This window comes from Flavobacterium sp. (assembly GCF_052437795.1).
Lineage (GTDB): Bacteria > Bacteroidota > Bacteroidia > Flavobacteriales > Flavobacteriaceae > Flavobacterium.
In genome coordinates this window covers 328,314-354,408 of record NZ_JBQVPA010000004.1, presented here as the reverse complement: position 1 = coordinate 354,408, position 26,095 = coordinate 328,314, and the positions used below count along the sequence as shown (strand labels likewise).

The following is a 26,095-nucleotide window of genomic DNA, read 5'->3' as shown; positions in this document are numbered from 1 at the left end:
TAAGAGCTTAACAGCCACCTTCGTGATATATCGGAGTGTGGCTTTTTTTATTTTTTAAGGTGTTTGTTTGTAATTTGGCAATATAAAATCAAAATTTTACGAATTCCTAAAAATTTGACCCTATTTCTTAAATCTGTTATGGTTTATTCAGTAAAATAGAATGTTTAAAAATAATAATTCCCTGAAACTAAAGAAACAATAAAAATTTTTTAATTGCTAAAGGTTTACGTAAATTTACGGACTTTTACAAACGAACAAATATACTTACTATGGCTTTTGATATTGAAATGATCAAAAAGGCGTATGCGAACATGGCCGAGCGCGTAGACAAAGCACGAGAGCTTGTTGGGCGCCCGCTTACGCTATCTGAAAAGATTTTATATTCCCACCTGTGGGAAGGAACGCCATCCAAAACATTTACAAGGGGTAAAGACTATGTGGACTTCGCACCGGATAGGGTAGCCTGCCAGGATGCCACCGCACAGATGGCACTCCTTCAGTTCATGCATGCGGGTAAGGCTAAAGTTGCCGTACCGACTACCGTGCATTGCGACCACCTTATACAGGCTAAAGTAGACGCGAAAACCGACCTTAAGCGTGCCAAAGAGCAAAGCAACGAGGTTTTCGACTTCCTTTCTTCCATATCGAACAAATACGGCATCGGGTTCTGGAAACCGGGTGCGGGTATCATCCACCAGGTAGTGCTTGAGAACTATGCGTTCCCGGGCGGTATGATGATCGGTACCGACTCCCACACTGTGAATGCCGGCGGCCTTGGTATGCTTGCCATTGGTGTTGGTGGCGCTGATGCTGTTGACGTAATGAGCGGCATGGCATGGGAACTAAAATTCCCGAAACTGATAGGCGTACACCTGACAGGAAAACTATCAGGATGGACAGCGCCTAAAGATGTTATCCTTAAAGTAGCAGGTATCCTTACCGTAAAAGGCGGTACGGGTGCTGTAATAGAATATTTTGGCGAAGGCGCGAAGAATATGTCATGTACCGGTAAAGGTACCATTTGTAACATGGGTGCCGAGGTAGGCGCTACGACCTCTACATTCGGTTATGACGATTCGATGGACCGCTACCTGCGTGCCACCAACCGTGCGGATGTAGCCGATGCTGCCAATGCAGTAGCCGCTTACCTTACAGGTGACGACGAAGTATATGCCAATCCGCACGAGTATTTTGACCAGGTGATCGAGATCAACCTTTCTGAGCTGGAGCCGCACCTTAACGGGCCCTTCACGCCGGACCTTGCTACGCCGATCTCTAAAATGAAGGAAGAAGCCCTTAAGAACGACTGGCCTTTGCAGGTACAGGTTGGCCTTATCGGGTCGTGTACCAACTCATCTTATGAGGATATCGCGCGTTCGGCATCGCTTGCCAAGCAGGTAGCTGAGAAAAACCTTAAGACCAAAGCACAGTTCACCATTACCCCGGGATCGGAAGTGGTGCGCTACACTATAGAGCGCGACGGCTTTATCGATACGTTCGATAAGATCGGTGCTACTGTATTTGCCAATGCCTGCGGACCGTGCATCGGTATGTGGGACAGGGAAGGTGCAGAGAAGGAAGAGCGCAACACCATCGTGCACTCCTTTAATCGTAACTTCTCCAAGCGTGCCGACGGTAACCCTAACACACTTGCGTTCGTTGGTTCTCCGGAGCTTGTAACGGCGCTGGCCATTGCGGGCGACCTTGGCTTTAACCCACTTACCGACAAGCTGATCAATGAGAATGGCGAAGAGGTAATGCTGGACGAGCCGACAGGTAACGAGCTGCCTCCTAAAGGCTTTGACGCCGAAGATCCGGGCTACCAGGCTCCGGCCGAGGATGGCTCTAAAGTGCAGGTCGTGGTTAGCCCAACATCTGAGCGCCTTGAGCTTTTGGCTCCGTTCCAACCGTGGGATGGCGAGAACATCATGGGTGCCAAACTGCTTATCAAGGCATTTGGTAAGTGTACTACCGACCATATCTCTATGGCGGGTCCATGGCTGCGTTTCCGTGGCCACCTGGACAATATTTCGAACAACATGCTTATCGGCGCGGTAAACGCCTATAACCAAAAGACCAATAATGTTAAGAACCAGCTTACGGGCGAATACGAAGCGGTACCCGCAACGGCACGTGCGTACAAAGCAGCAGGCGTACCAAGCATAGTGGTGGGCGACCACAACTACGGCGAAGGTTCGTCGCGTGAGCATGCCGCCATGGAGCCACGCCACCTTGGCGTAAGGGCCGTACTGGTAAAATCGTTCGCACGTATCCACGAGACCAACCTTAAAAAGCAGGGGATGCTGGCGCTTACCTTTGCCAACGAGGCCGACTACGACAAGATACAGGAGAACGATACCTTTAACTTTATCGATCTTAAAGAGTTCGCGCCGAACAGGCAGCTTACCCTTGAAGTGATCCACGATAACGGCACTAAGGAAACCATCCTTGTGAACCATAGCTACAACGAAGGCCAGATCGGCTGGTTCGTAGCAGGCTCGGCACTGAACCTTATTGCAGCAGCCAGCGCAACAGCGTAAATAATTTTTAGTTTTTATATGAGAACTCCCCGATGAAAGTCGGGGAGTTTTTTTATTCTGTCATTGCGAGGAGGAACGACGAAGCAATCTTTCCTTGGGAATGATAGACATTCAAAACTGCGACTGTGTTGAATACTAATTAGAAGCGCCGGAGCTTGGTACAATTGCTATACGTCGTTCCCGCTATCGCCTTTATCTGCCTCCACAAGCTACGGCAGGATATCGGCTCTATCGGGGCTAGGTGTTTGGTAGTTGTAAATGCTACACAATATCCTCCAAATCTACGTAGTAGATTTGGAGGATATTGTGTTTCGGTTTTATCGTAAGAATTATTTTAAAAATTAATTTTGAGTTTCAATTAGGCTTTCAATGCCAGCATTAATATTTAATAATGATGAGACGATAGGTATTGTCAAACTATCGCAAAAAATAAAGATTTCTTTTCCCTTATAAACTTTTGCTGCAGAATATTGTAAATCATATAAAAAATGTCTACGTTGTTTATATAAATCAATAATGTCTGTAACACCATCATAAGATAAAACCCATTTATGGTTTACTTTGGACTGAATTGTATCAGACAACCTTGCATGATCACCTTTCTTATATGCATTTAGATAGAGCAAACTGCCTTTGTCGTAATAAGGCGGGTCAAGATAAATAAGTGTATTTACTGGCAGGTTTGGTATATAATTTTCAATATATATTTCTGCATCAAAATTCGTTATAGTGATATTATCTTTAAATAGAGCTATAGTTTCAATACGGCGTATCAAATCATTCCGAGAAAATCTAGCATCCATTTTATAATTTCCTTTTTGCTCAAGGCCACCTATCAATCCTCCTGATAATACACCCGAACGATTACATCTATTCAAGTAAAAAATACTAAAACCCAATTCAAGTATATTTGTCTTATCACAATCTTTGACAATTTTTTGTCTACGTCTCCATTCTTCTACCGTTAAAGAGGCACTCCCTATCATAGCACATAATTCTTCGGTATGGTTTAACACAGAATACCAAAAAGAATAGATACCATAGTCACAGTCATTAAGGTGGATGTGGGATACTTTTTTAGTTAAAAGTAGCTCTAGAGCAACTCCTGCCCCGCCAGCATACGGTTCACAATAATGGCCATCAATATTATTTTCTAAAAGAATTTCATTTATAAAAGGTGTAACTCTTTGCTTACCTCCCGGATATCTCAATGGTGTTTTAAATTGACCCATATTAATTCATATATTCTAAAAGTGGATAAACTTGTCCGAACAATAGTGCAACATCTTTATCGCTTACAGAAAATGATGGATTATGTACCAAACTATTCATCGATGTAACTGATAACAGACCATCGGATTTAGCTAACTGAGTTAGTGATCCATGTAAAACTTTTACGACAGAAGTGTTTTTGTTATTGTTAGTAAGATGATTTGTGACATCTGTTAATAACTCAACTAGAGATTTTTCTACAGTATTTCCTTTTTTTTGTTTAGTAGTTATAATTGAATTATCATTACAATATGACTTTGCTGAAATCTCAAACATGCTCCTCAAAATAAAACAGAATGCGATAGGATTGTTCTTTAATTTAAGTGTTTTTATTTCGTCGCGCAAAGTAACAACTTTGGCACGATTTCCCTTTGGATTAAATGCTTTTAACATGGCTGTAACCCTTTTTGGATCATTCAGTGCGTATGCTGGTGGTGCTGGCGGCAAAGGTTGAGTAGATAGTGTAGGGGATTGACCTGTGGAGGATGGAGTTGAACTTCCTGATTGAGATGATGGAGAACCGCCACTTCCAGATGATTGCGAAGGAATTGGATTAGCGCCTGTAGCAACGGGAGTAGGCGTTGGAGTAGGTGTTTGAGTAGGGTTTTGGATAGGCGCCGGAGGCGTTATTGGAGCAATATTGTAATTTAATGCAAAATCTGTATTTGCATCTCGCATAATCTTAAATGTAACTTGCTCCAAGCCAATGTCTCGCAATAGGTCCTCAATTCCCGCCAAGTTAACTATAGAGGGGTATTTTTTAACAAGATCATTTGCATTACTGTAACCTAAACGTGGATATAGCAAACGGATAGCTTCGTTTAGAACGGTCAATGGGTAATTTCCTGCCCAACGCTCTTTTTGTTGGTTCGTAAGATTGTTACCCACTTTTAAATAATGTTCAAGCAAATTTAAACCTGGTTCAGAAACTCCGTTAACATCTCTATTATGCCTTGCTGTAGCGACTGAACTCCATTTTTCTCTATTGGCCTTTTCGCCTTTTCCATGCGTTAGTGAAACAACCCTATCACATTGGGCTTCTTCAGATTTGTCAAATACAATACATGGGACATTTAAATTTTGTTTTTTCCAAACCTTATTTAAGTTGGCTATCTTATCCACGATTGAAGAAGGAATTGTATTAAAATTACTTAATGGATATTGACCTTGAATAAGTTTTAGACAAGCAATACGTCTATTTCCTTCCTTGACAATTCGCTTACCTGAATCGTCCAAAATTATTATATTTTCAGTAGGAGTGTACCCATCATCAACTACACTATCCATAACAGCGAAAAAACGATCAGGAGATATAGCAATCATCGCTTTGATTGCATCCTCTTCTGTCGTCTGTGGTACAGTTCTATAATTTTTTAAATCTAAACTTAATTTTGTAGCATCTAATGTTAAATTTTTAGCCATACTAATTTTATTTTGTACGCTAAAGAAAGTTAAAAAAAAATGACAAACAAAATTAAAAGTTAAAAAAAAGATAATTCATTAGTATTTATTTAATAATTGAATAAAGTAGCTATTTATTAATTATTAGGTAATGAAGAAATACTAAAATTTAAATTGTTAATTTCATCCGCTAATGATTTTAATCCATCTGAGATTTTTTGTAATTTTTCGCTAGAAAGTGGAGCTAATCCTTTTGTATATTGTCTAAATAAACTTGCATTCATTTTAACATAATGTTCTGCAAAAGCAGATTTATTCAAAACAGAAAAATATTCAAAAAACTGTGATAAATCTATCACATAATTTATATCAAAATTATTTGTATCGTCTGTTAATTCTTCTATTTCTCTCAAATATTCTATATGTTCATAAAAGACTTCGTTGAAATTGGATTTCAATTCCCCTATGCTTTCCCCAACAGTTGTTAGTCCTTCAATTTCATTAGCGTATGCTGAAAAACCAGTACCTGTTTTTTCGACAATTACAGTGATTACACCACGACTTTTCATTTTCTAAGATTTAGAGTTAAAGCGGGAAGGCCGCAGGGCTATAAAAGCCCTGCTTTTCCCAAGATACTTTTTAGAGTACCCTTGGCCATCTCTTTGGCCCCATGTCTGGGAACCGGAATCTGACCCGGCTTGGAAGGATGTCTGTATAGGTCATGATTTGCGCCATGCCTGTACAAATACCAACCGTCATCTGTTAAGCGCTTCAGCACTTCGTTGACTTTTGCCATAATTGTGGTTTTAAAGGTTAGTAATTCAATTAATCGTTTTTGAGGTAAAGCATGTTGGCTTATCTACAACGATTTCCTTCCTTTAATTCCACAGTGCAAACATATAACAAAAATGTTATAATAACAAATTTGTTATAATTATTTTTAAAATTTCTTGTAACCTTTATGTAGGGTCCGAAACATTCCGTCTCAACCCCCCCTCCCCTTAGCCCCGATAGAGCCGGTATCCTCGTAGCGCAGCGGAGAGATAAAGGCGATAGCGGGAAAGACGCTTCCAAAAAAGCCAAACCTTCCTGCTCCAAAATCCCCCTTGCATTTCCCGCCAATAACACCTACATTTCCTAAATAAAACAAGCAGGATGAACTTTATCAACCATTCGTTCCGCCATGCGGAAGTGATCTTTCAGGAGCCGGAGTTCCGGGAGCAATTTGAGGAGATCATCCAGATCATCGTTGACATCACTGATGACGACCTCATTGCACGGCATCAGTCTTACGGTACGGTTTCGGAAGAATTCCTGCCTAAGAGCCTGTCGCGGGCCATCAACCATTTGTTGCAGGAACGGTTTTTGGCGGCGGGCTGGCATGGCGAGTCTTCTATTTTTCGGGATCCCGACTACCAGGGGGACACCTGGCGGCTGGATTTTGCAAAGCAGGATGTATCTGTAGAGGTTGCGTTCAATCATGGGTCGGTCGTAGCCTGGAACCTCCTCAAGCCGGTTTTGGCCAGTGAGCTGAACCACGTGCAAAAAGCCATACAGACGAAGATAGGGCTGATCATAGCAGCGACGGAAGAATTGAAGCGTGCGGGTGGATTTGACGGCGCCATTGGGACGTATGAGCGATACATCGAGTTTTTGCCGCCGCTGAATAACATCCTGACGGTCCCGATCTTCATTATCGGACTGAAAGCCCCGGAGACGTTCCGGATAGAGCAATTCCAATTGGCTCCAAGGAAAAAGGTAGGCCGTGTCGTGATGAGAGAACCGGGACTTCTTACTGATGGCGACTGGATCTGATCTTAAGCAAGTAACTGAAGTATTCAAAGCTGAACAACCCATAAATCTGGTGTTACGCCTCGGGAACCTTATCCGTGTGGGAATGGCTAAAAAGTTAGCTGATACGTTTTGCCAGTACTTCGCCAACCCTTTCGACAATACCGATAACCAGGGCATTACCCATGAGGAAAGCCCTTTTCGTATCGCTTATGCCTTCCAGTTGGGTGTGGTTGTCCGGGAACATGTTGAGCCGCTCCAGTTCCAGCGGCGTTAATCTCCTGAGGCCTTTATTGGTCGGGATGATGTGCTTGAACCTCGACGGTGACTTGCCGCCTTCACCCGTGATGATAGTCCTTGAGGGTTCGGTCAGGGGGTCCGGGAAGATCATTGACCCTTCGGCATAGTTGTATTCATATCCGTTGCTTGTTTTCCTGACCTCCTTTTTCGCACCTTTAAGATAGGACCATTTATCTATGTCCTGCTCATCGATGTAAAATTCTTTCGGGACGTCCTTGTCGTCGATCAGTATGTCTTTCAGCACCGTCTTGTAGCCCTCATATTGGGGTATTGTCTTTGCAGTATATATCTGCCCGTCGAGCATGATGCCGGTATTCATGAATTGAGAAACGGTCCTGCCTTTCCCAAAGGTATCGCTTATGTGCTGCAGGTCGCCCTCAATGGTGAGGATGTTCTCCTGGCTTACGGTTGCCGAAACAGGTAACGACTCTGCCAATATGCCATCGCTAAGAGCCCAGTCGCTTAATGGGTTGGACTTTAGTTTTTTGTACAGGTCGGATGTTTTGTGGTAGCCCAGGAAAAAGACCCTTCGCCTTCTCTGCGGAAAACCATAGTCGGAGGCATTAATGACCCGCCATTCTACGGCATAGCCCAATTCGTCGAGACATTTGAGCATCACGGCAAAATCCCGTCCTCTTTGGTTGCTGGGTGATTTTAGCAGCCGGTCGACATTTTCGAGGAAAAGGTATTTCGGTTTCTTTTTCTTTTCGCTTAATATCCTGTGGATGGACCACCATAGTACGCCCTTTTTCCCTAAAAGCCCTTTTGAGTTTTTCAGGGTGGTAGCAACAGAGTAGTCCTGGCAAGGGAAACCGCCCACGAGCAGGTCATGGTCGGGGATGTCCTTTACGTCAACTTCTTCAATGCTTTTATTGCAATGATCGTCTTTTCCCCATAAGCTCTCATAGATCAGGGAGGCGTGCTGGGTTTTGGTCGAAGGTTCCCACTGATTACTCCAGGCGACCTTGTAGGCCGCACTGCCCAGCTTTTTGTTTATCCGCTCCAAACCAACCCTGAAACCGCCTACACCGGCAAATAGTTCAATTGTCCTGATCATATGAATTGCAATGCTACATTTATGCAAATATAAGGTTTAACCTTGTGTTGTTTTCGTGTAGTCAATAATAAATAATGTATCAGAAAGCAATATTTAACCACATAGGTACATAGGCCTAAAATACATTTATTAATTTCACCCGGAGAGCACAGGAGCCTGAAGCTACACTTCATCTATATGGTAGTATATATCCGTCAGCTATTATAAAGACTATGAACACAATGTCTCTATGTGGTTAATTTTTTCGACATTCCTCTCCTTCAACGCCTCCCTTATGACTTCCACACTTTGTTGCGGGTCTTTGAGCTGGCATTCCCAAAAGGTCATGCTTTCCCACCCAAAGGCTGCCAGGTCGGCGATCTTTTTCGTATCCCGTTCTGTATTTTTATGGAACTTGGCCTCCCAAAAATCAAGGTTGGTCTTAGGCAGGCGTGGCTTGCAATGCGGGCACCGGTGCCAAAAACAGCCGTTGATGAATATGGCCAGCTTCCTACCGGCAAAAACGATGTCCGGCTTGCCCGGGACTTTTTTCCAGTGCAGGCGGTAGCCCCTCAGGCCGTTGTTCCAAAGCGCTTTCCGCAATACGAGCTCCGGCTTGGTGTTCTTGGCCTTTATCGCGCTCATTACCCGCGACGTCACTTCATTTACCGGAACAGGCGCCCGGCCATCCCTGATATACGTTCTCTCTTTCTTCATCGTCATAGCTGCTTTGTATAGGAGCTATAGGGCAAAAAGTATGCCTGTGATGCAGTTGTGTGGATCAGATATTGGGAATGCATAGCTTCGAGCTATTGCTTTTTAGTGCTTCGTGAAGAAAGACATATCGATTCAGTTTGATTTTGCTCCTATAAATCTATTGTCTGTTTCTCGAAAGTTCGATTCCCGGCGATTCCACCGAACGAACGCCTTTTTTATTTGTTCTTCCGTTCATTTTCGTTAAAGAGGCCAACTTGTACATCCATCATCGGCATACGGTTGCCATACCTGTCAATTATATAAGCCTCACTGTCCTTTTTCACGTAGGCATATCCATAGGGAGTGAACTCACTTGCCATTTTGTATACAAACGGAATGACCTCGTTGCCATCATGATCAAGAAAACCGTATAACCCATTTTTCTTCGCGGCGATAAGCCCGCCATAAAAGGTAAAAGTAGCATAAGTATATTTTTGGGGAACCGCCACGCGTTCTGCCATCAAGGTCAGGTTGGCGCCCGCTTCATACACCTCATTGTTAAGTAGGAATTTCATTGTATTTTCGGTATACCCCGCCATAACTTTTGTTTTACCGAACTGGCCCATATCATAGGTAGCATCTGCCGGCATATTGAGTTTGTCTGTATTGATTATCTTTCCGCCTTTAGCAACAAGGTACGTCCGGTTGCCTTTTTTTAAGGAAGCGTAGCCATCATGGTAGAAGTCGAGCAGACCATTTCCGTTAGCGTCTGTGCGGACATCAAACGTGACCGGGATGACTTCATTTCCATTACCATCGAGAAAACCAACTTTGTTGCCCCGCTGCACAAAAAAACAATCCCACTGATCTAATACTGTACTGTAGGCCCTGTCGGTAACTGCTTTCCCGCTATTGTCTGCAATTCCGTTAGAGGGGCACATCATACCGCAGTTTTCGGCAATGTGGAAACCCTTGGCGCCGGCGTAATACTGTATGTAATCAAAATCTTTCGACAGGTACAACTTTTTGTCTTTGACGATATAAAGGCCGTCCATTGAATTCCCTTTCTTTACGCCCCTGATGTACACTACATATTCTGAATTTGATTTTGATGAATTCAGTTGCGCACCACCGAGGTCATATTCAAACGGCAGTATCTGTTCTTTGGTCGCAAGATCAATCGCGCCCCATTTGCCATTGCCTTTTTTTAAGAAAGCATATTCAAAATAAGAACCTTTTATCGGTTCGGTATGTTCGATTGATATTTCTTCATATTTTCCAAATGGAAACTCTATTTTTCCGTCCTTTTTGATCAATGCAACCTTTTCATCCTTGTAAACGCGATAATAGGTTGTGCTTTGCCAAAATCCGAATGGATTGTCATTTACAGACGAATAATATTCAAACGGGATCAATACTTTTCCTTTTGAATTAATGACGCCATACCCATTTTCACCCCTCGCGGAAATGATGCCTTCAGCCCTGTCTTCGATGCTTATGTCCCTTTCACTGTACGTTCCTATTGGAAGGAGTGGCTTTCCGGTAGTGTCTATATACTGCCATCGGTCATCGTATTTAACCTGTGCGATACCACTTATTTCACCGTCAAACGAAGAAGCATCCTGAAATGTACGGTTAAAAAGCTGGTTGCCTTTGGCATCATAAAAGCGGTAAATACCATCTTCCTCTTCGGTACTCCTTTTTTCTGTTACTGTAAATATCGTGGCATCGTCATTGCCGGATATGCCCTGGCTTTCAATTGGGAGCACAAATTTTTTGAGCGCGTAATTGTAAAGTCCGTAGAGCTTTTTTTGGCGCACTACTACCATTGTGCTTTTTGTGGAGAGTGTGTTAAGCGACTGCTTTTCGAACGGAAGTAGTATTTCCATCTTTTCATTTAGGATCCCGGTCATTCCTTCTGAGTTCTTGACTTCATAAATGCCGGGTGCGATCTCAGTAAACATCTTCATGTTTTCAAGTACGAGCGGCGTACCCACCGGGCTGAAATTGTAGTATTTAAGATTGGCGTCCAATCCGAGGAACGAACCCGTTTCGTCAAGTTTACTGTACGTGTATTCAAAAGGCACCACCACTTTGTTCTGAGCTGTTATAAGTCCCCATTTGCCGTTCTTTACTGCGCTCAGTGTCTGCTTTTTGGAGATGAGCCTGTTGATGAAATCATATTCAATTGGCACCACCAACTTGCCTGTCCTGTCCAACAGGCCGTATTTGCCCTTGTCAATTACCACCGCAAAACCTTCGGAATAGTCGGTAATAAAATCATATTTTTCGGGAACAACAGCATTTCCGCTATGGTCTATAACGCCATATTTGCCATTAGTTTTTACTGTTGCAAGTCCCTGATAAAAATGTTCGGCCCAATCAAAACGATATGGGATCAATGGTGTAAGGACATTATTATTAAGCGCCCACCATTTGGTATAACCTATTTTTTTTTCGGAATTCATCGTCCTTATTGTGTCTACTCCACCACTTTGGAACTCGGTATAACCAGGAATGTACTGTGCGTTTATTGTTGGACTATAAAAAATAGCTATAAACAATACGATGGTAAATCTTTTCATATTATATAGTGGGCTAGGGATTGATAATTGCGAATATAAAAATAAATAATAAATTAACAGGAAATGTTGTAATGATTTGACGGGAGTTCTATTGGCATATTTCTCCTAAGATTCAAAAAAAGGTTGAGCACTAATACTTTATGGTGCCAGTCTGGATTTGAACTTAGTTGTCCCAAGTTGATTATTTGTGTTTTTACTCAGTATATGTAAGGCCCAACTCAGGAATGCAAAATTGTTACCTGAACGCTAAAAAATATTACGTCGAAGCCGCGTCATAAAGGTAAATCTTCTATGAAATCGTTGGAAAATTGCTTGGGTAAGTCCATACAAAAAAAAGATCCGCACCTCCTTCAAGGTGCGGATCTGTAAAAATGATCGGTTTAGGTAGCTATTAATAGTACGTATAACGCCTTACTTTAGCTATGTATTTTGCCAGGCGGATCACCTGGTGGCTGTAGCCGTATTCGTTGTCGTACCATACGTAAAGCACGATGTTCTTGCCATCGGCGCTCACGATGGTTGCGTTGCTGTCGTAGATAGCCGGCTGGGCTGTACCCACAATGTCGCTCGATACCAGCTCGTTGTTCATGCTGTATTTGATCTGCTCCACGAGCTCCCCTTCAAGGGCGTAGTGCTTCATGATCTCGTTGATCTCGTTTACCGTTGTAGGGCGCTCCACCTCAAGGTTAAGCACCACAAGCGATCCGTTCGGCACCGGTACACGGATGGCGTTGCTGGTAAGCTTTCCGGCCAGTGACGGCAGGGCTTTGGCAACGGCGCTTCCGGCACCTGTTTCGGTGATCACCATGTTAAGTCCGGCAGCACGGCCGCGGCGGTATTTCTTGTGCATATTGTCAACCAGGTTCTGGTCATTGGTATAGGCATGGATGGTCTCCAGGTGGCCTTTCACTACGCCAAGTGTGTCTTCAACAGCTTTCAGGATAGGAGTGATCGCATTGGTCGTGCACGATGCAGCCGAGTAGATATCTACCTCCTCGGGGCTGTGCTCGTTGTGGTTCACACCATAAACAATATTCGGAACACCTTTGCCCGGAGCAGTAAGGAGTACTTTCTCAATACCGTTGGAGGCAAGGTGGCGACGCAGGGCCTCCTCGGTAGTGAAAGCGCCGGTGTTGTCGATAAGCAGGGCGTTGCTGATGCCATATTGTGTATAGTCGATATCCTCAGGCTGTGCGGCGCTGATGATGTGTACTGTAGTGCCATTAATGATAAGCGAGCCGGTCTCGAAGTCGGCGCTCACAGATCCTTCAAAGTCGCCGTGGATAGAGTCGTGGCGCAGCAGGGAAGCACGCTTCTCAAGCAATGTGGCATCGTTCTTATCGCGAACTACGATAGCGCGGAGGCGCAGCTGGTTGCCTTTGCCTATCTTCGACATCATTTCGCGGGCCAACAGCCTCCCGATGCGTCCGAAACCGTAAAGCACTACGTCCTTAGGCTGTATGCTTTCGGTAGTGCGTGCGCCTTTCAGCTTGTCGATCACGAAAGCGGTGGCGTCGTTGTATTTGTCATCTTCAAGATGGTACTCATAAGTAAGCTTGCCAATGTCGATACGTGAAGGAGGAAGGTCGAGGGCTTCTATGGCACGTGCGATCTCAACGGTATCGAACACATTGATGGGCTTTTGTACAAATTCGCCGGCGTATTCGTGCAGGTTCATGATGTCGCTCACGCTGCGGTCGATAAGCTGGTTGCGGAAAAGCACCAACTCGATGGATTTGTCGTACCACAGGTCGCTTACGATCTTTATGAATTCAACGCCTGCCCTGCGCCTGTCGGCCTGGAAGGAAAGTTCCTTTTCGTATAAAACATTGTTGTTCATCTTTGGAAGATTTAGTTTGTTGTTCGTGTGGCAAAAGTATAGATTTCAAACGTTTTCGTAAAATGATTTTTTAAGATTTTTATAATTATTAAAAAAATCCGGCTGTTTTCGTTAAAAGGGTATTAATGCTATGGCAAATTGCCGTTAAACAGTATTTTATTAACAGGTTTTCAGTGCTTTAGGTGGTAACTTTATAATGCAAAACAGAAAGAGGCCTAATGATGAAAGCACTTGTACGAAAACTCAGCTTCGGCATCCTTACAGGGGCCGCGCTGGCAGTAACGGGCACAATGAATGCCCAGATCGATTATTTCCAGGACTTCAGTATCAATGACGGAATGTGGAGCGACCGTGACTTCCGGGCCACGAGCATTGCCGTTTGCGATGGCGGAAATGCCCTGCGTGCCAACCCTATGAATGATCTGGGCGCACCCATACCTGTAGAAACGGTCTCCCAAAGCCTGGGTATGTCAAATGGCGAGGAGGTCATCCTCAGCTATAATTACAAGCTCGTATATTATGATGATGTGCTGCCGTATAAAGCTGTAGCCGATGCTGACTGGGGAATTTTCACCATCGAATATGGCCCGACCCAAAATGGCCCGTGGAGGGAACTGGATATGATCCTGCCGGAGAATCACAGGGCTACCGATGAATGCCTGACGCGTAAAATTGCTTTTACGCCACCCAACGGCGAAGAGGTATTCCTCAGGATCATTGCTTCTGGCGCGACCGAGCCGGGCATCAGTTATTTTATTTATGTAGATAATATCAGCCTGCTGCAGGAGAATATTACAATAGCGCCAATAGTGGCTGATGCCGATCTTAAAACCTGGCCTAACCCGGTTACCGATTACCTGCACTTAGATTACGATGGTGCGATCAATGACGTGACCATCTATGACATGCAGGGACAGGTGGTCGTGGTAGAGAATATCGACCGTAACCTCAGGAGGCTGGATATGTCAGGACTTACAGAAGGTAATTATGTGATGAAGGTATACGCCGATAATGAGCTGAGGACGATAAACATCGTTAAGGATTAATTTGGGCGTGCCGTTCCACCGCCTGCTTTTGCCGGCAGGCAGTGGAGCGGCGGGCTATCCGTTTCAAGCTTTATTCCGCAGGCTGCATAAAGGCTTTTCACTGCTATCCCTCACGCGGTCACGTTTTCAGGATATAATTTATTGGAATTGAGTATACTAAGTCCGGTTAACAATAAGGTGGGCTTATTTGTTATAAAAAAGTTAAAATTTAGCCAAAAAGTCACATATCTGTGATATTTAACATTTTGGAGTAAAATTTTTGTTAAATTTAGCTTTTTAAACCAACAAAAAAATGTTATGAAAACAAGATTACGATTGCTTTATTACAGTTTTGCGGTCTTGTGCACTTTGCTTTTATCAGGCGGTGCGAACGCGCAAATTAATTACACATCGAACTTTAACGGCCAGGGCAATGTAGACACCTGGGATAATTATGTGTTCGACTATTCGGCTACGGCACCTTGCCAGGGCGGTGGGGCCATGCGGGCAAACCTTTGGGCGTTAGAACCGGAAGCGCAGTCGGTGTCTCCGAGTATCGGTACATCAAATGGCGGTCAGGTAACATTCAATTACCGCTACAAGGTCGTGAACTACGATTCGACGGATCCAACTGAAGCAACCGAAAATTCGGAAAATTGGGGTTTCATCGAAGTGTACTGGGCAACTTCAGCTACCGGGCCATTCTACCTGCTTGAGACTAGGGACCCTTCTAACCACGTTGAATCTGCCGACTGTATTCAGCGCAGTGTTACGTTCTATCCCCCTGCGGGCAGCCAGGTTTATCTTGGTATATATGCGGCAGTGACTAATGAGGATAGCGATTTCTTCGTGTATTTCGACCAGGTCCAGGTTACACAGGCCGCGCCGATAGCATGTGCCGGAACTCCGGGGGCATCTACAGCTGTAGCGTCAAGTGCTCTTTTGTGTAATGGTGCTTCGGTAACGTTAGGCCTTGCGGCACCGTATACTGATACGGGACTGACGTATCAGTGGCAAACCTCTGCTGATAATACAACATACACTAACGTAGCCACCGGCGGTACAGCGTCAACCTACACAACAATACCTGCTGCAACTATGTGGTACCGATTGGTAACTACCTGTACGTCATCAGGGCAATCTACAAATTCGGCTCCCGTACAGGTGACCAGCAGTGGAGTACCTTGTCCTTGCGAAATTACGTTCCCTGGCGCTGTAGAACCGATCACACTTGTGAATTTTGCAGGAATAAATAATACATCTTCTGCGACCGTAGGCGGTACGCCGGCGCTTCAGAACTTTACTTCTCTGGCACCTGCACAGGTAACTGCCGGACAAAGCTATACGATAACTCTTGCCGGGAATACTGCCGATGATTGGGGTAGCGGTTATGAGAATTATTACGCGGTTTATATCGACTGGAACCATGATGGCGACTTTGCTGATACTAACGAAACCTACCAGATACCGGGCTTTATCGTTGATTCGAACGGTACTGATGGCGTTACGGTAAGTGGGCCTATAGCAGTACCTTCCGGGGCAACGGCAGGCCTTACGTACATGAGGGTAGTAAAGAACTGGTACTATGATGAAGATGAGGAATGGCCGTTGCCGTATGGTGGTGCCTGCGGAAGTGATAACACAGGTTATGGCCAGGCTGAGGATTACATTGTAAATATTACTGTTCCGGTTGTCGAAACACCGGACTGGGTTAACCTGCAATGGCCGGCAACGATAAATATCGCACAGGGCGGCTCAGACACAGTGTATGCACGCGTTTATGAGCCGGGCGTTACCGAAGCTGCAGGCGCAGGCGCAGGGATCACTGCATGGATCGGTATCAGCCCCGTGGGCAGTAATACGAACCCAAGTACATGGACGACATGGGTACCTGCAACATTTAATGCTACTGCGACAGATCCAGGCAATAATGACGAATACATGGCTACGATCGGTGCAACACTTGCTCCGGGTACCTACTACTATGCAAGCCGTTTCCAGCTGAATGGCGGCACATATGTTTATGGAGGATATGAAGCGCCACCATCAGGCGGCGGGATCTGGAATGGTACTACCAATATCAGCGGTGTGCTTACTGTAACGTGTTCAACTGCTGCACCTGTAGCTAATGGCGCACAAACATTCTGCCCCGGTGCAACGGTAGCTAACCTTGTTGCTACAGGTTCGGTAATTTCCTGGTATAGTGCCGCGACCGGTGGTACGGCACTGGCTTCAACTACAGTACTTACTAACGGAACTACCTACCACGCATCGGTTACGCCTGCGGGTGGCTGCGAAAGTGTGGCCAGGACCCCTGTCACTGTTACGATCACTAACATCCCGGCCCCTGACGCCGAGGCTGAGCAGTCATTCTGCCAGGGTGCTACGATTGCCGACCTTGAAGCTGAAGGCGATGCAATAACATGGTATACTGCCGCAACAGGCGGGAATATTGTAAATCAGGATGCACCGCTAACGGATGGCACAACCTATTATGCTGCTGTTACACCTAACGGTGGCTGTGAAAGCACAGCAAGGACCGCTGTAGAAGTGGAAATCACCATAACACCTGCGCCAACGACCGAGGCCTCTACACAAACATTTTGTGATGAAGCCGATCTTGAAGACCTGGATGTAGAAGGGGATGGAGAGATCATTTGGTATGCAGCCGAAACAGGTGGGGCTCCGCTTAATGACGATATGGAAGCCGTTTCAGGAGCTACCTATTATGCTGCCCAAATAATTGATGGCTGCGAAAGCGTAGGCCGTACTGCGGTTACCGTTGAAATAACATCTACTGATATGCCGGCAGGCGACCAGACACAGGAAATAACTGTGGATAATGCTGAGGAGGCTACAATTGCCGATCTAGGGGTGGATGCGACGGGTACTGTAACATGGTATACCACTGCGGAAGATGCCGAAGAAGGCGAGAACCCGCTCTCATCGGATACTGTATTGGTATCGGGGACTACATACTATGCCACGCAAACTATTGACGGATGCGAAAGCCTTGGCTATGCCGTAACTGCAACAGTGACATTAGGCAACGGTGATCTTAGCGCGGCTTCGTTCAGTTACCATCCCAACCCTGTTAAGGATGTCCTTACCCTTTCTTACGACAGGAACATTTCTTCAATTGAAGTGTACAATATCGTAGGCCAGCAGGTAATGGTTAAAATGATCGGTCAAAATGAAACTACTGTAGACATGTCGCAATTGTCAGCAGGTACTTATCTGGTTAAAGTGATGGGCGACAGCGCATCAAAAACCATTAAGGTAGTGAAACAATAAAACAGATTTGCATATAACATGGAACGGGTGGCATATGCCACCCGTTTTTTTATTTATATTTAACAAATTACTTTAGATATGCCCGACACCTTTGGATCGCAACGGCTATTGTTCCGTGAACTCCTTGCTTCTGATGATATAAAAATGTTTGAGTTAGACTCCAGTGCTGATGTGCACCGTTACCTCGGCAATAAACCTCTGCAGGCGATCGGGGAAAGCAGGGAGGTTATCAATGGCATTAGGCAGCAGTATCTGTCTAATGGCATCGGCCGCATGGCTGTAATAATCAAAGATACAGGTGAGTTCATTGGTTGGGCAGGGCTTAAGCTCGAGCATGATGTCAATGGGCACGACAAGTTCTATGATGTAGGTTACAGGCTGCTCCCTCAATATTGGGGTAGGGGATATGCTACCGAAGCTGCTGTGGCTTTTATCGATCACGGTTTCCGGTCGCTGGGCTTTCAAAAAATAAACGCCTGTGCGCTCACTGGCAATGCAGCTTCCCGTAAAGTATTGGAAAAAGCAGGAATGCAATTGATAGAAGAATTTACTTTTACCGGAAAATACGAAGGTGAAAAAGCAGTATGGTATGAGATACACAACCCACTGTTATGGCACGGCCCAAAAGGAACATCCCGCCTGTTATTTCGCAAGATCGATCATGATGACGCGCAAAGCCTTTATGAGATGGACTCTGACCCCGAAGTGCATCGTTACCTTGGCAATGCACCTGTAAGGTCTATGGATGAGATAAAAACCGCAATTGCAATGATACGTAAACAATATGAAGAAAACGGTGTGGCACGTATGGCAGTGATACTGAAAGAAACCGGGGAATTTTTAGGATGGGCAGGCCTAAAGCTCGTCAGGCAGGAAATCAATGGACATACAAATTATTATGACCTGGGCTACCGGTTCATGAAAAAGCACTGGGGTAAAGGCTATGCTACCGAGGCTGCCAAAGCCTTTGTAGATCATGGGTTTAATATGATGTTCCTGTCAAAGATCAATGCGTATGCTGATGCCGGGAACGTGAATTCGCACGCTGTACTTGAAAAAGCAAGATTACTGAAAATGGGAACATTTGACGATGATGGAGTTCCATCGGTTTGGTATGAAATTGTAAATCCTGCAGCACTATGAAAAGGGTTATGAAGGTTCTGAAAATAGTCACTGTAACGATAGTCCTGTTATATGCCCTGTCACTCACATTGCTCTATTTTTTTCAGGAAAAGCTGCTGTTCCATCCAACTGTACTGGATCAAAAGCACAAGTTTTCTTTTTCAAATGAGTTTGAAGAAGTTTACATTCCCGTTGGTGATAATGTAAAATTGCAAGGCATCCTTTTCAGGGCAAAAAATAGTAAAGGGCTTGTGTTTTACCTGCATGGCAATGGCGGTTGTGTAGAGGATTGGGGACAGTCCGCAGGGCTCTATAACCAAGCGGGATATGATATTTTTATGCTGGATTACAGGGGATATGGCAAAAGCGCCGGACATATTGAAAGTGAGGAACAGCTCAACGATGATGTCGAAAAAGCCTTCTCATTTATGCGGAAGGAATATGGCAGTAATATCATCATCGCCGGATATTCTATAGGTACGGGCCCTGCGGCACATTTGGCGGCAGCCAGAAATGTAAAAGCATTGATATTGCAGGCACCCTACTACAGCTTAACGGACCTGGCAAGAAAAAAGGTCCCGCTGATCCCCGAATTCATAAAAAGGTACAAATTCAATACGTGTGATGAAATTGGAAGAGTGAAAGCGCCCGTATATATTTTTCACGGAACCGAAGATAAGCTGATTCCCTTCAGCCATTCGCAGCAGTTAAAAGAAATTGGTAAAGAAAATGTGACACTCATACCTTTGCCGGGCGAAGGGCATAATGCCATAAACGAGAGCTATGAGTTTGCCGGAAAGCTCTTCGATATTCTTCAAACGATATAAGTTACCTTCTTTTTGTGGCTTTCATTGTTTTTTTCTTGGTATCAAAAAGATATCCAATGGTAAGCCCAACGATCACCCATAACGGGATGCCGAGCAGTATTTTTACAGTATCGAATTTTTCGTGGTCGATCAATGGGAACAGGACCATCGTGATCACGTAAAGTATGCCGCCCCATACAAGTCCCGACCTAACCCATTTTTTCATTGCCATCTGATTTTTTCTGTTTCCGTTTCAATATAAAATACATAGCCATAGCGGCGGCACCCCAAATGACAAAGTTTCCGGCGATATACACAGGTGTCACCTCTACTTCATTTATGCCAATCAGTGGGCCAATGAATGTGTTGAGGACAAAGAATGCCACAAACCAAATAATTGCGAATCGCGCTGTCCGGTTCATATTATTGCTTTTTTACAGGTTTCTTTCGGGAAACGTAACCGAAGATAAGTCCGAATACCAGCCAGACCGGCAACCCTATCGCGGCCTTGGTCCAGTTGATGGCCTCGCCGTCAAACAGCGGAAAGCCTATGTTCATAATGATAGCCATGAGGGTTCCCCATATCAGCCCGAACTTTACCCAACTCTTATTCATTATTCAAAATTATATGGCAAAGATACTAAAGTTACACCAATGCTAAATTAGCGGCGGTATTGAAATCGGTTGGTAAAAAAACTATCTTTGCGGCTTCAAAAAAACAGCTAATGATCACTGTAGATTCACTTGCCGTACAATTTGGCGGTACCACGCTTTTCAGCGATGTCTCTTTTTCCATCAACGAGAATGACAAGATCGCCCTCATGGGTAAGAACGGCGCGGGAAAATCGACCCTGCTCAAATTGATCGCAGGTGAGAATAAGCCATCATCCGGCCAGATATCGGCACCCAAAGGCACTATTATCGCCTACCTTCCGCAACATCTCCTTACTGAGGATAATGCTACAGTTTTTGAGGAGACCTCTAAAGCGTTCGCAGGTATTTTCAAGATGAAAGCCGAAATTGACGCGTTGAACGATGAACTTACCGTGCGTACGGATTATGAATCGGAAGATTATTACAAGATCATTGAAAAGGTATCCGAGCTTAGCGAGAAGTTCTACGCCATAGAGGAAGTGAACTACGAGGCCGAAGTTGAAAAAGTATTGAAGGGTATGGGCTTTGAGCGCGAAGACTTTACCCGACCGACATCAGAATTCAGTGGTGGCTGGAGGATGAGGATAGAGCTGGCAAAGATACTTTTGCAGAAACCCGACCTGATATTATTAGATGAACCTACCAACCACATGGACATCGAGAGTATCCAGTGGCTGGAGGATTTCCTTGTGAACAGTGCCAAAGCCGTTATGGTAATATCGCACGACCGGGCTTTTGTAGATAACATTACTACCCGTACCATTGAGGTGACCATGGGCCGCATATATGACTATAAAGCAAAATACTCGCATTACCTTGAGCTGCGCAAGGACCGCCGCGCCCACCAGCAAAAGGCATACGAAGAGCAGCAAAAGATGATCGCTGAGAATACAGAATTCATTGAACGCTTCAAGGGCACGTACTCGAAAACATTGCAGGTGCAGTCGCGTGTAAAGATGCTTGAGAAGCTCGAGCTTGTAGAAGTGGATGAAGTGGATACCTCTGCACTGAAGCTGAAATTCCCGCCATCACCTCGCTCAGGGCAGTACCCTGTAGTGGTGAATGAGCTTTCGAAGGCATATGGCGACCATGTTGTATTTAAAGATGCTTCGATGGTTATAGAACGTGGCGAAAAGGTAGCTTTCGTAGGCCGTAATGGTGAAGGTAAGTCGACCATGGTGAAAGCCATAATGAAGGAAATAGATTTTGACGGCAAGCTCGAAGTAGGACATAACGTACAGATAGGCTATTTTGCCCAGAACCAGGCGGCAATGCTAGACGAGAACCTTACGGTATTTGAAACGATCGACCAGATCGCGGTGGGCGACATCCGTACGCAGATAAAGAACCTGCTGGGTGCGTTCATGTTCAGTGGCGACGATACGACGAAGAAAGTAAAAGTGCTTTCAGGAGGGGAGAGGACACGCCTTGCCATGATAAAGCTGCTGCTCGAACCGGTAAACGTGCTGATACTCGATGAACCTACCAACCACCTCGACATGAAGACCAAGGACATCATCAAGGATGCGCTAAAAGCTTTTGACGGTACGCTGGTTCTCGTGTCGCATGACAGGGACTTTCTTGACGGCCTTGCGGAGAAGGTGTTTGAATTCGGTCACAAACGGGTTAAAGAACATTTTGAGGACATAAAAGGTTTCCTCGAAATGAAAAAGATGGAGAACCTTAGGGATATAGAAAAGAAGAATTAATTGACAATTTAATTCGATCTTAAAATTAACGGAATGTCACATTGAGCGCAGTCGAAATGGATATTCCGTTAATTTTTTTGCTTCCCGACTGCGCTCGAAGTGACAAGAGAAAAACATCATTTTTCACGCTTCCACTGGTTCCATGCCATTACATCGGTTCGTATGGCATTCTCCCATTCGGTTTCGTGTTTTTCGGTAAGGTATTTGAATACAAGTAAATTGTATTCATTGTGAAAGCTAATATTTACCGGAGCAAGGCAGCCAAAGTCATAAAAATGCACGCCATATTTCTTTTGGAAATCGGTATCACCTTTTTTTGGACGCGCTGCGATCCCTCCTAAAATATAAATACGCAGGTTATTTACTGAAAGGTCATTTTCGAATTGTTGTTGCGCTCTACGTTGCTCTTGTTTTTGTGCGTGCGAAGAAAGTCCTGTCAGTAATAGCAGGATAAGTATTGCTCGTTTCATTAGATCTGATTTAAAAACCCCGCGGGTTATGGCTCCCACGGGGCTTTCGGATTTGAGTTAGTTAAAAATAAGATCCGGTATTTAAAATTCCCAACCTAAAACGGAATTTGTTCTTTTATGCTTTCGCCAGTTTCTTTGCGGCCCTTCTTTCTTTGCGCTGGTGGTTACGCAGCTCGCGTTTGGAAAGGCCGTTTTTTGTTTTGATGATGATCACGCCATTATTGGACCGGTTGCAAAGGTTCAGCGGATCCGATGCGTCTTTCAGGATATTGATGCTAACAATGTCATTAGGGTTTAGCCCCATTAAAGCTTCCTGGCTTGAAAGCACTCCGTCGATCACGTATAACGGTTTCTGTTGCCCTGCCGAAGACGGAAATCTGCACGCCAGGCCTTGCGGCTGTCCCTCGCCCGGGGGTCAGTGGGTAGCTATCGCCACACCGATCTGTGGCTGCAACTGTACATCGCTGCTTTTCAGTTTTACTTCCTCCGCTTTGATCTCTTGCGATGGCAATGTGCCTTCCTGCGCCAACATAGCAGTTGCATTAGCCAGCAGTAGGGTCGCTATAAAATATTTCATAGCTTATGGTTTTGTTGCGGTTTTGAGTTTCTTTTCTGTTTCCCTGTACGATTTTTTCATGTCGCGCTCCAGCTTTTTCAGTTCTTCCGCTGTCAGGCTTTTTTTGGTCTTTATCATAATTACGCCGCTTTTTGCCCTGTTGCCGTATATCGATGTGGCACTGCTATCTTTCAATACCGTGATGCTTACAATATCTTTAGCATCTGTTTTCCTGAATGCTTCCTCCGAAGATACGATCCCATCAATTATATATAGCGGATCACCTCCTGTAATGGCGTCATCAGGGAATTGGTTTGATACCAGGCTGTCATAAACAGGATTCGCCCCCGGAGCTTGTTTCAATTGCATGCTGTTATTGTAGCGCGACACCTGCTCTTTATTTGCTGTCAGCCCATTTGCATAATTGTTGGCAAGGGCATTGTCCGGTCTTTTTACCTGCTGTTCACGCTTGCGTACTTTTCCTTCATCGATCTCTGCTACCGTACCATTTACGCTCGGCATTGATCCGTTGTTCGGGTTTTCCACCTGCTCAGGGGTCAGGTCCTTCAGTGCGGTATATTTTGATCTGGAGTCGGTACGGGGGGCTTCAGCCGTGATGCTGCTTAGCATATGCGTATCTTCTGCCAGGGCTACATTGCGGTTGTCATTTGCTTTGTAGGCAAGTATAGAACCGCTTTTCATGCCGATATAAGAGGCTATAACCTTATCGCCCTCCACAGCAGTGATGGTATAGCGCCCGTTAATGTCGGAAAGCGCTGTGCTTGTGCCATCCTCAGATCTGATGATGGCTCCCGGCAGTGGCATCCCTCTGTCGTCAGTTACGATACCGCTAAACGTTATAGCATTATCACTGTCTGATCCCACTTCTGCAGAATAAGACTTTGAATTGGCATAGTAGTCATCAGAGCTGTTTTCATTTTGTTGTGCCGCAATTTGCCCCGGTAGCGCGCGGTTAAATGATCTGCCGGGATATAAAGTGTCATAAGTGTGTCCTTTTGCCTTTGCATTACCATTGGCCGCATCTGTAGTGATAACAACCGCATTGCCTGCCACATTCTCTTTTGAAGGCTCAAATGTCTTCATTACCCTTTGGGTGTCGATAACGGTGACCTGGTTCTCTTGTGTGCCCTGAGGTGTACTGCCCGGCATGTTTTCCCTGTAAAGGAATGTCCCTACGGTAATGAACAATACCACTACCGCTGCCATACCCGTGTACTTCCACCACGTGGCCGACTTCCGCTGTTCTTCCTTGTCGAGCTTGTCCTCAACACGGTTCCAGAGCGCTTCCATGCGGTCGAAGCCTTTTTGTTCCGCCTTTTCGGCAGAAGCCCTGAATTGTTCGAATAATTTATCTTGATCCTCCATGACTGTTCCTGTTTTGATAGTAAACATTGTTTACCAGTTCTTTCAATTTGGTGCGCGACACATTAAGCTGCGATTTCGATGTGCCTTCGCTGATGTTGAGCATTACCGCGATCTCTTTATGCGAATAGCCCTCTATCGCAAAAAGGTTGAATACCGTGCGGCATCCTTCGGGGAGGTAGGTGAGCAGGTGCAGGAGGTCTTCTTCCTCCAGTGCATCCGACTGTGCTGCCGCCGGGGTTACGCTGTGCCCCATGTCCTCAATATAAATGTTGAAGTTCACATTACGCTTCAGTGTAAGCAGGCAATTGTTAACCGCGATCTTCCTTGCCCATGCTTCAAATGCCTTGTCCTCCTTGAGCTGGTCGATCTTAGTAAAAATGGTAAAGAAAGCATCTGCCATCGCTTCCTCTATCGCCTCCTCGCTCTTCAGGTACCGCCTGCACGACTGGTAGAGCCGGGGCGCAAGGTAGTCGTACACCTTCCGTTGGGCGTCGCGCTGCATTTTCCTGCATGCTGTTATGAGTTGTTCATCTATCACGATAGGTCTGTTTTTTTATATAGAGGATCAAAAAGAGGAAAAGGTTGGGAGGGAGTGAAAAAAAATTAAAAGTTTAAAGTTTCAGGTTACAAGTTTAAAGTTTTGTTTACTCGAACGGCTGTTAATATTGGGTAAATACGTACCACTCCGTGTTGCTCCCCTCTCCTTCGGAGAGGGGTCGGGGGAGAGGACTTTATTTTTCAACACTTAATTTGTAAACCCCGCTTTCCTTAGCATCACTATCAGTGTCCTCGCACAGCAGGAATTCAAGTGAAGTCGGGTTCTCCTTATATAGGGTTATGCCTTCGAATTTATTTTTAGACGAAATAGTCACGGCGTATTCTATTTCCATGGACTCAATGTCAATGCGCCCGATCAGTGTTCCGGCTACTTCGCCATCTTTATACGTGGAGTTCGATCTTTCTGCTGCGGCAATGAACCATATTTTTTCGCCCACCTTCACGGCATCGGTAAAGCCCGATGCAGCGCCATTGATCTTTGGCAGCTTTATATCGTTATAAATGATCTGGAACGTGGTTTCGTCCATGTCGCCCTCAAGGGTAAATATGCCGTTCTTTCCTCTCGGCCCGTTGCCACGGTTAAAAAGGTACCAAATGTCGCCATCGTTCACCGCCGCTTCAATATTGAAATTCTTTGCATCAATCTGGCCGAATTCCTGCATGATCATATACAGGTCGGTCGCATCGATAGTGGGTAATATTTCTTTGGTTTTGAAATTGATGTGCGCAATGGTGTTGCGCTTGTCGGTCGACCCGGAACCGAAAAAGTAAAGTTCATCTCCCTTTGCCGCCATGGCTTCATAGTCGGCTTTGTCAGGCTTCGGTACATTTTCCAATGGGCCTTTGTATGATGGGTCTGCCAGCGAGATCTTTTCCAGCGACTTCTCTGTCATGTCGTACTCGTAAAGGATATGGCTGTTATCGGAAATGATGAATAGCGAATTGCCATTGAGGAACAATCCTGATGCCGACCCGATGCCAATGATGTGGAACAGCAGCTCCATCTGAAACTTTTGCATAATCTTATGTTTTACCTGTAAACGCAGTATTTGTT

24 protein-coding genes are annotated in these 26,095 nt (G+C 45.0%); 7 read left to right on the top strand and 17 right to left on the bottom strand.

Annotated elements, in window-relative coordinates; genetic code table 11:
• Positions 1 to 269: 269 nt before the first annotated feature.
• Positions 270 to 2,540, top strand: a complete 2,271-nt coding sequence (locus tag ACT6R0_RS14445; RefSeq protein WP_444654084.1) for an aconitate hydratase — start codon at positions 270 to 272, stop codon at positions 2,538 to 2,540.
• 341 nt (positions 2,541 to 2,881) lie between these two features.
• Here the strand turns inward: ACT6R0_RS14445 and ACT6R0_RS14440 are convergent, their stop codons facing one another.
• The 4 genes from ACT6R0_RS14440 to ACT6R0_RS14425 form a co-directional block, all read right to left on the bottom strand.
• The gene (locus ACT6R0_RS14440; RefSeq protein ID WP_444654085.1) at positions 2,882 to 3,772 is read right to left on the bottom strand and encodes a DNA adenine methylase; all 891 of its coding nucleotides are present in this window, start codon (positions 3,770 to 3,772) and stop codon (positions 2,882 to 2,884) included.
• Position 3,773: 1 nt separating this feature from the next.
• Positions 3,774 to 5,234, bottom strand: coding sequence for a hypothetical protein (locus ACT6R0_RS14435; protein WP_444654086.1), 1,461 nt, complete (start codon positions 5,232 to 5,234; stop codon positions 3,774 to 3,776).
• Between the two features lie 116 nt (positions 5,235 to 5,350).
• Entirely contained in the window at positions 5,351 to 5,782 is a 432-nt protein-coding gene (locus tag ACT6R0_RS14430; RefSeq protein WP_444654087.1) for a type II toxin-antitoxin system HicB family antitoxin, read from the bottom strand.
• Between the two features lie 38 nt (positions 5,783 to 5,820).
• Positions 5,821 to 6,009 (bottom strand): type II toxin-antitoxin system HicA family toxin, encoded by a 189-nt coding sequence (locus tag ACT6R0_RS14425; protein WP_444654088.1) that lies wholly within the window; start codon positions 6,007 to 6,009, stop codon positions 5,821 to 5,823.
• A 359-nt stretch (positions 6,010 to 6,368) separates the two neighbouring features.
• Here ACT6R0_RS14425 and ACT6R0_RS14420 point away from each other — a divergent pair, with 359 nt between their 5' ends.
• Entirely contained in the window at positions 6,369 to 7,028 is a 660-nt protein-coding gene (locus tag ACT6R0_RS14420) for a BglII/BstYI family type II restriction endonuclease (protein WP_444654089.1), read from the top strand.
• Between the two features lie 94 nt (positions 7,029 to 7,122).
• Here the strand turns inward: ACT6R0_RS14420 and dcm are convergent, their stop codons facing one another.
• From dcm to ACT6R0_RS14400, 4 genes are all read right to left on the bottom strand, one after another.
• Positions 7,123 to 8,361, bottom strand: coding sequence for a DNA (cytosine-5-)-methyltransferase (gene dcm / locus ACT6R0_RS14415; protein ID WP_444654090.1), 1,239 nt, complete (start codon positions 8,359 to 8,361; stop codon positions 7,123 to 7,125).
• A gap of 210 nt (positions 8,362 to 8,571) precedes the next feature.
• A complete protein-coding gene (locus ACT6R0_RS14410; RefSeq protein ID WP_444655955.1) occupies positions 8,572 to 9,057 on the bottom strand; it encodes a very short patch repair endonuclease in 486 nt (161 codons plus the stop codon).
• Between the two features lie 215 nt (positions 9,058 to 9,272).
• Positions 9,273 to 11,621, bottom strand: coding sequence for a WG repeat-containing protein (locus tag ACT6R0_RS14405; RefSeq protein WP_444654092.1), 2,349 nt, complete (start codon positions 11,619 to 11,621; stop codon positions 9,273 to 9,275).
• A 391-nt stretch (positions 11,622 to 12,012) separates the two neighbouring features.
• A complete protein-coding gene (locus ACT6R0_RS14400) occupies positions 12,013 to 13,461 on the bottom strand; it encodes a glyceraldehyde-3-phosphate dehydrogenase (protein ID WP_444654094.1) in 1,449 nt (482 codons plus the stop codon).
• A gap of 218 nt (positions 13,462 to 13,679) precedes the next feature.
• On the opposite strand from ACT6R0_RS14400, the gene ACT6R0_RS14395 reads away from it, so the two are divergent.
• The 4 genes from ACT6R0_RS14395 to ACT6R0_RS14380 all read left to right on the top strand — a co-directional run bounded on the left by ACT6R0_RS14395 (position 13,680) and on the right by ACT6R0_RS14380 (position 19,729).
• Positions 13,680 to 14,507 (top strand): T9SS type A sorting domain-containing protein, encoded by an 828-nt coding sequence (locus ACT6R0_RS14395; protein WP_444654096.1) that lies wholly within the window; start codon positions 13,680 to 13,682, stop codon positions 14,505 to 14,507.
• 297 nt (positions 14,508 to 14,804) lie between these two features.
• Positions 14,805 to 17,780: an Ig-like domain-containing protein gene (locus ACT6R0_RS14390; RefSeq protein WP_444654097.1), complete on the top strand. Its 2,976-nt coding sequence runs from the start codon at positions 14,805 to 14,807 to the stop codon at positions 17,778 to 17,780.
• Between the two features lie 78 nt (positions 17,781 to 17,858).
• Positions 17,859 to 18,923: a GNAT family N-acetyltransferase gene (locus tag ACT6R0_RS14385; RefSeq protein ID WP_444654099.1), complete on the top strand. Its 1,065-nt coding sequence runs from the start codon at positions 17,859 to 17,861 to the stop codon at positions 18,921 to 18,923.
• The gene (locus ACT6R0_RS14380) at positions 18,920 to 19,729 is read left to right on the top strand and encodes an alpha/beta hydrolase (protein WP_444655593.1); all 810 of its coding nucleotides are present in this window, start codon (positions 18,920 to 18,922) and stop codon (positions 19,727 to 19,729) included. The genes ACT6R0_RS14385 and ACT6R0_RS14380 overlap by 4 nt, the downstream gene beginning before the upstream one ends.
• Before the next feature lies 1 nt (position 19,730).
• On the opposite strand, the gene ACT6R0_RS14375 is transcribed toward ACT6R0_RS14380, so the two are convergent.
• The 3 genes from ACT6R0_RS14375 to ACT6R0_RS14365 are packed head-to-tail and all read right to left on the bottom strand — an operon-like array spanning position 19,731 to position 20,323.
• Positions 19,731 to 19,934: a hypothetical protein gene (locus ACT6R0_RS14375; protein WP_444654101.1), complete on the bottom strand. Its 204-nt coding sequence runs from the start codon at positions 19,932 to 19,934 to the stop codon at positions 19,731 to 19,733.
• On the bottom strand, positions 19,918 to 20,130 hold the full coding sequence (locus tag ACT6R0_RS14370) for a hypothetical protein (protein ID WP_444654102.1): 213 nt from the start codon (positions 20,128 to 20,130) through the stop codon (positions 19,918 to 19,920). Before ACT6R0_RS14370 ends, ACT6R0_RS14375 begins: the two co-directional genes overlap by 17 nt.
• Position 20,131: 1 nt before the next feature.
• On the bottom strand, positions 20,132 to 20,323 hold the full coding sequence (locus tag ACT6R0_RS14365) for a hypothetical protein (protein WP_444654103.1): 192 nt from the start codon (positions 20,321 to 20,323) through the stop codon (positions 20,132 to 20,134).
• Between the two features lie 110 nt (positions 20,324 to 20,433).
• On the opposite strand from ACT6R0_RS14365, the gene ACT6R0_RS14360 reads away from it, so the two are divergent.
• A complete protein-coding gene (locus ACT6R0_RS14360; protein ID WP_444654104.1) occupies positions 20,434 to 22,071 on the top strand; it encodes an ABC-F family ATP-binding cassette domain-containing protein in 1,638 nt (545 codons plus the stop codon).
• A 116-nt stretch (positions 22,072 to 22,187) separates the two neighbouring features.
• Here ACT6R0_RS14360 and ACT6R0_RS14355 read toward each other — a convergent pair whose 3' ends face one another.
• The 6 genes from ACT6R0_RS14355 to ACT6R0_RS14330 all read right to left on the bottom strand — a co-directional run bounded on the left by ACT6R0_RS14355 (position 22,188) and on the right by ACT6R0_RS14330 (position 26,060).
• A complete protein-coding gene (locus ACT6R0_RS14355) occupies positions 22,188 to 22,541 on the bottom strand; it encodes an FEKKY domain-containing protein (protein ID WP_444654105.1) in 354 nt (117 codons plus the stop codon).
• A 115-nt stretch (positions 22,542 to 22,656) separates the two neighbouring features.
• A complete protein-coding gene (locus tag ACT6R0_RS14350; protein WP_444654107.1) occupies positions 22,657 to 22,881 on the bottom strand; it encodes a hypothetical protein in 225 nt (74 codons plus the stop codon).
• A gap of 75 nt (positions 22,882 to 22,956) precedes the next feature.
• On the bottom strand, positions 22,957 to 23,118 hold the full coding sequence (locus ACT6R0_RS14345) for a hypothetical protein (protein WP_444654108.1): 162 nt from the start codon (positions 23,116 to 23,118) through the stop codon (positions 22,957 to 22,959).
• 3 nt (positions 23,119 to 23,121) lie between these two features.
• Positions 23,122 to 24,483: a hypothetical protein gene (locus ACT6R0_RS14340; protein WP_444654109.1), complete on the bottom strand. Its 1,362-nt coding sequence runs from the start codon at positions 24,481 to 24,483 to the stop codon at positions 23,122 to 23,124.
• A complete protein-coding gene (locus tag ACT6R0_RS14335; RefSeq protein ID WP_444654514.1) occupies positions 24,467 to 24,985 on the bottom strand; it encodes an RNA polymerase sigma factor in 519 nt (172 codons plus the stop codon). Before ACT6R0_RS14335 ends, ACT6R0_RS14340 begins: the two co-directional genes overlap by 17 nt.
• Positions 24,986 to 25,214: 229 nt before the next feature.
• Complete coding sequence (locus tag ACT6R0_RS14330; protein ID WP_444654110.1) at positions 25,215 to 26,060, bottom strand: DUF6929 family protein; 846 nt, start codon at positions 26,058 to 26,060, stop codon at positions 25,215 to 25,217.
• Positions 26,061 to 26,095 lie beyond the last annotated feature (35 nt).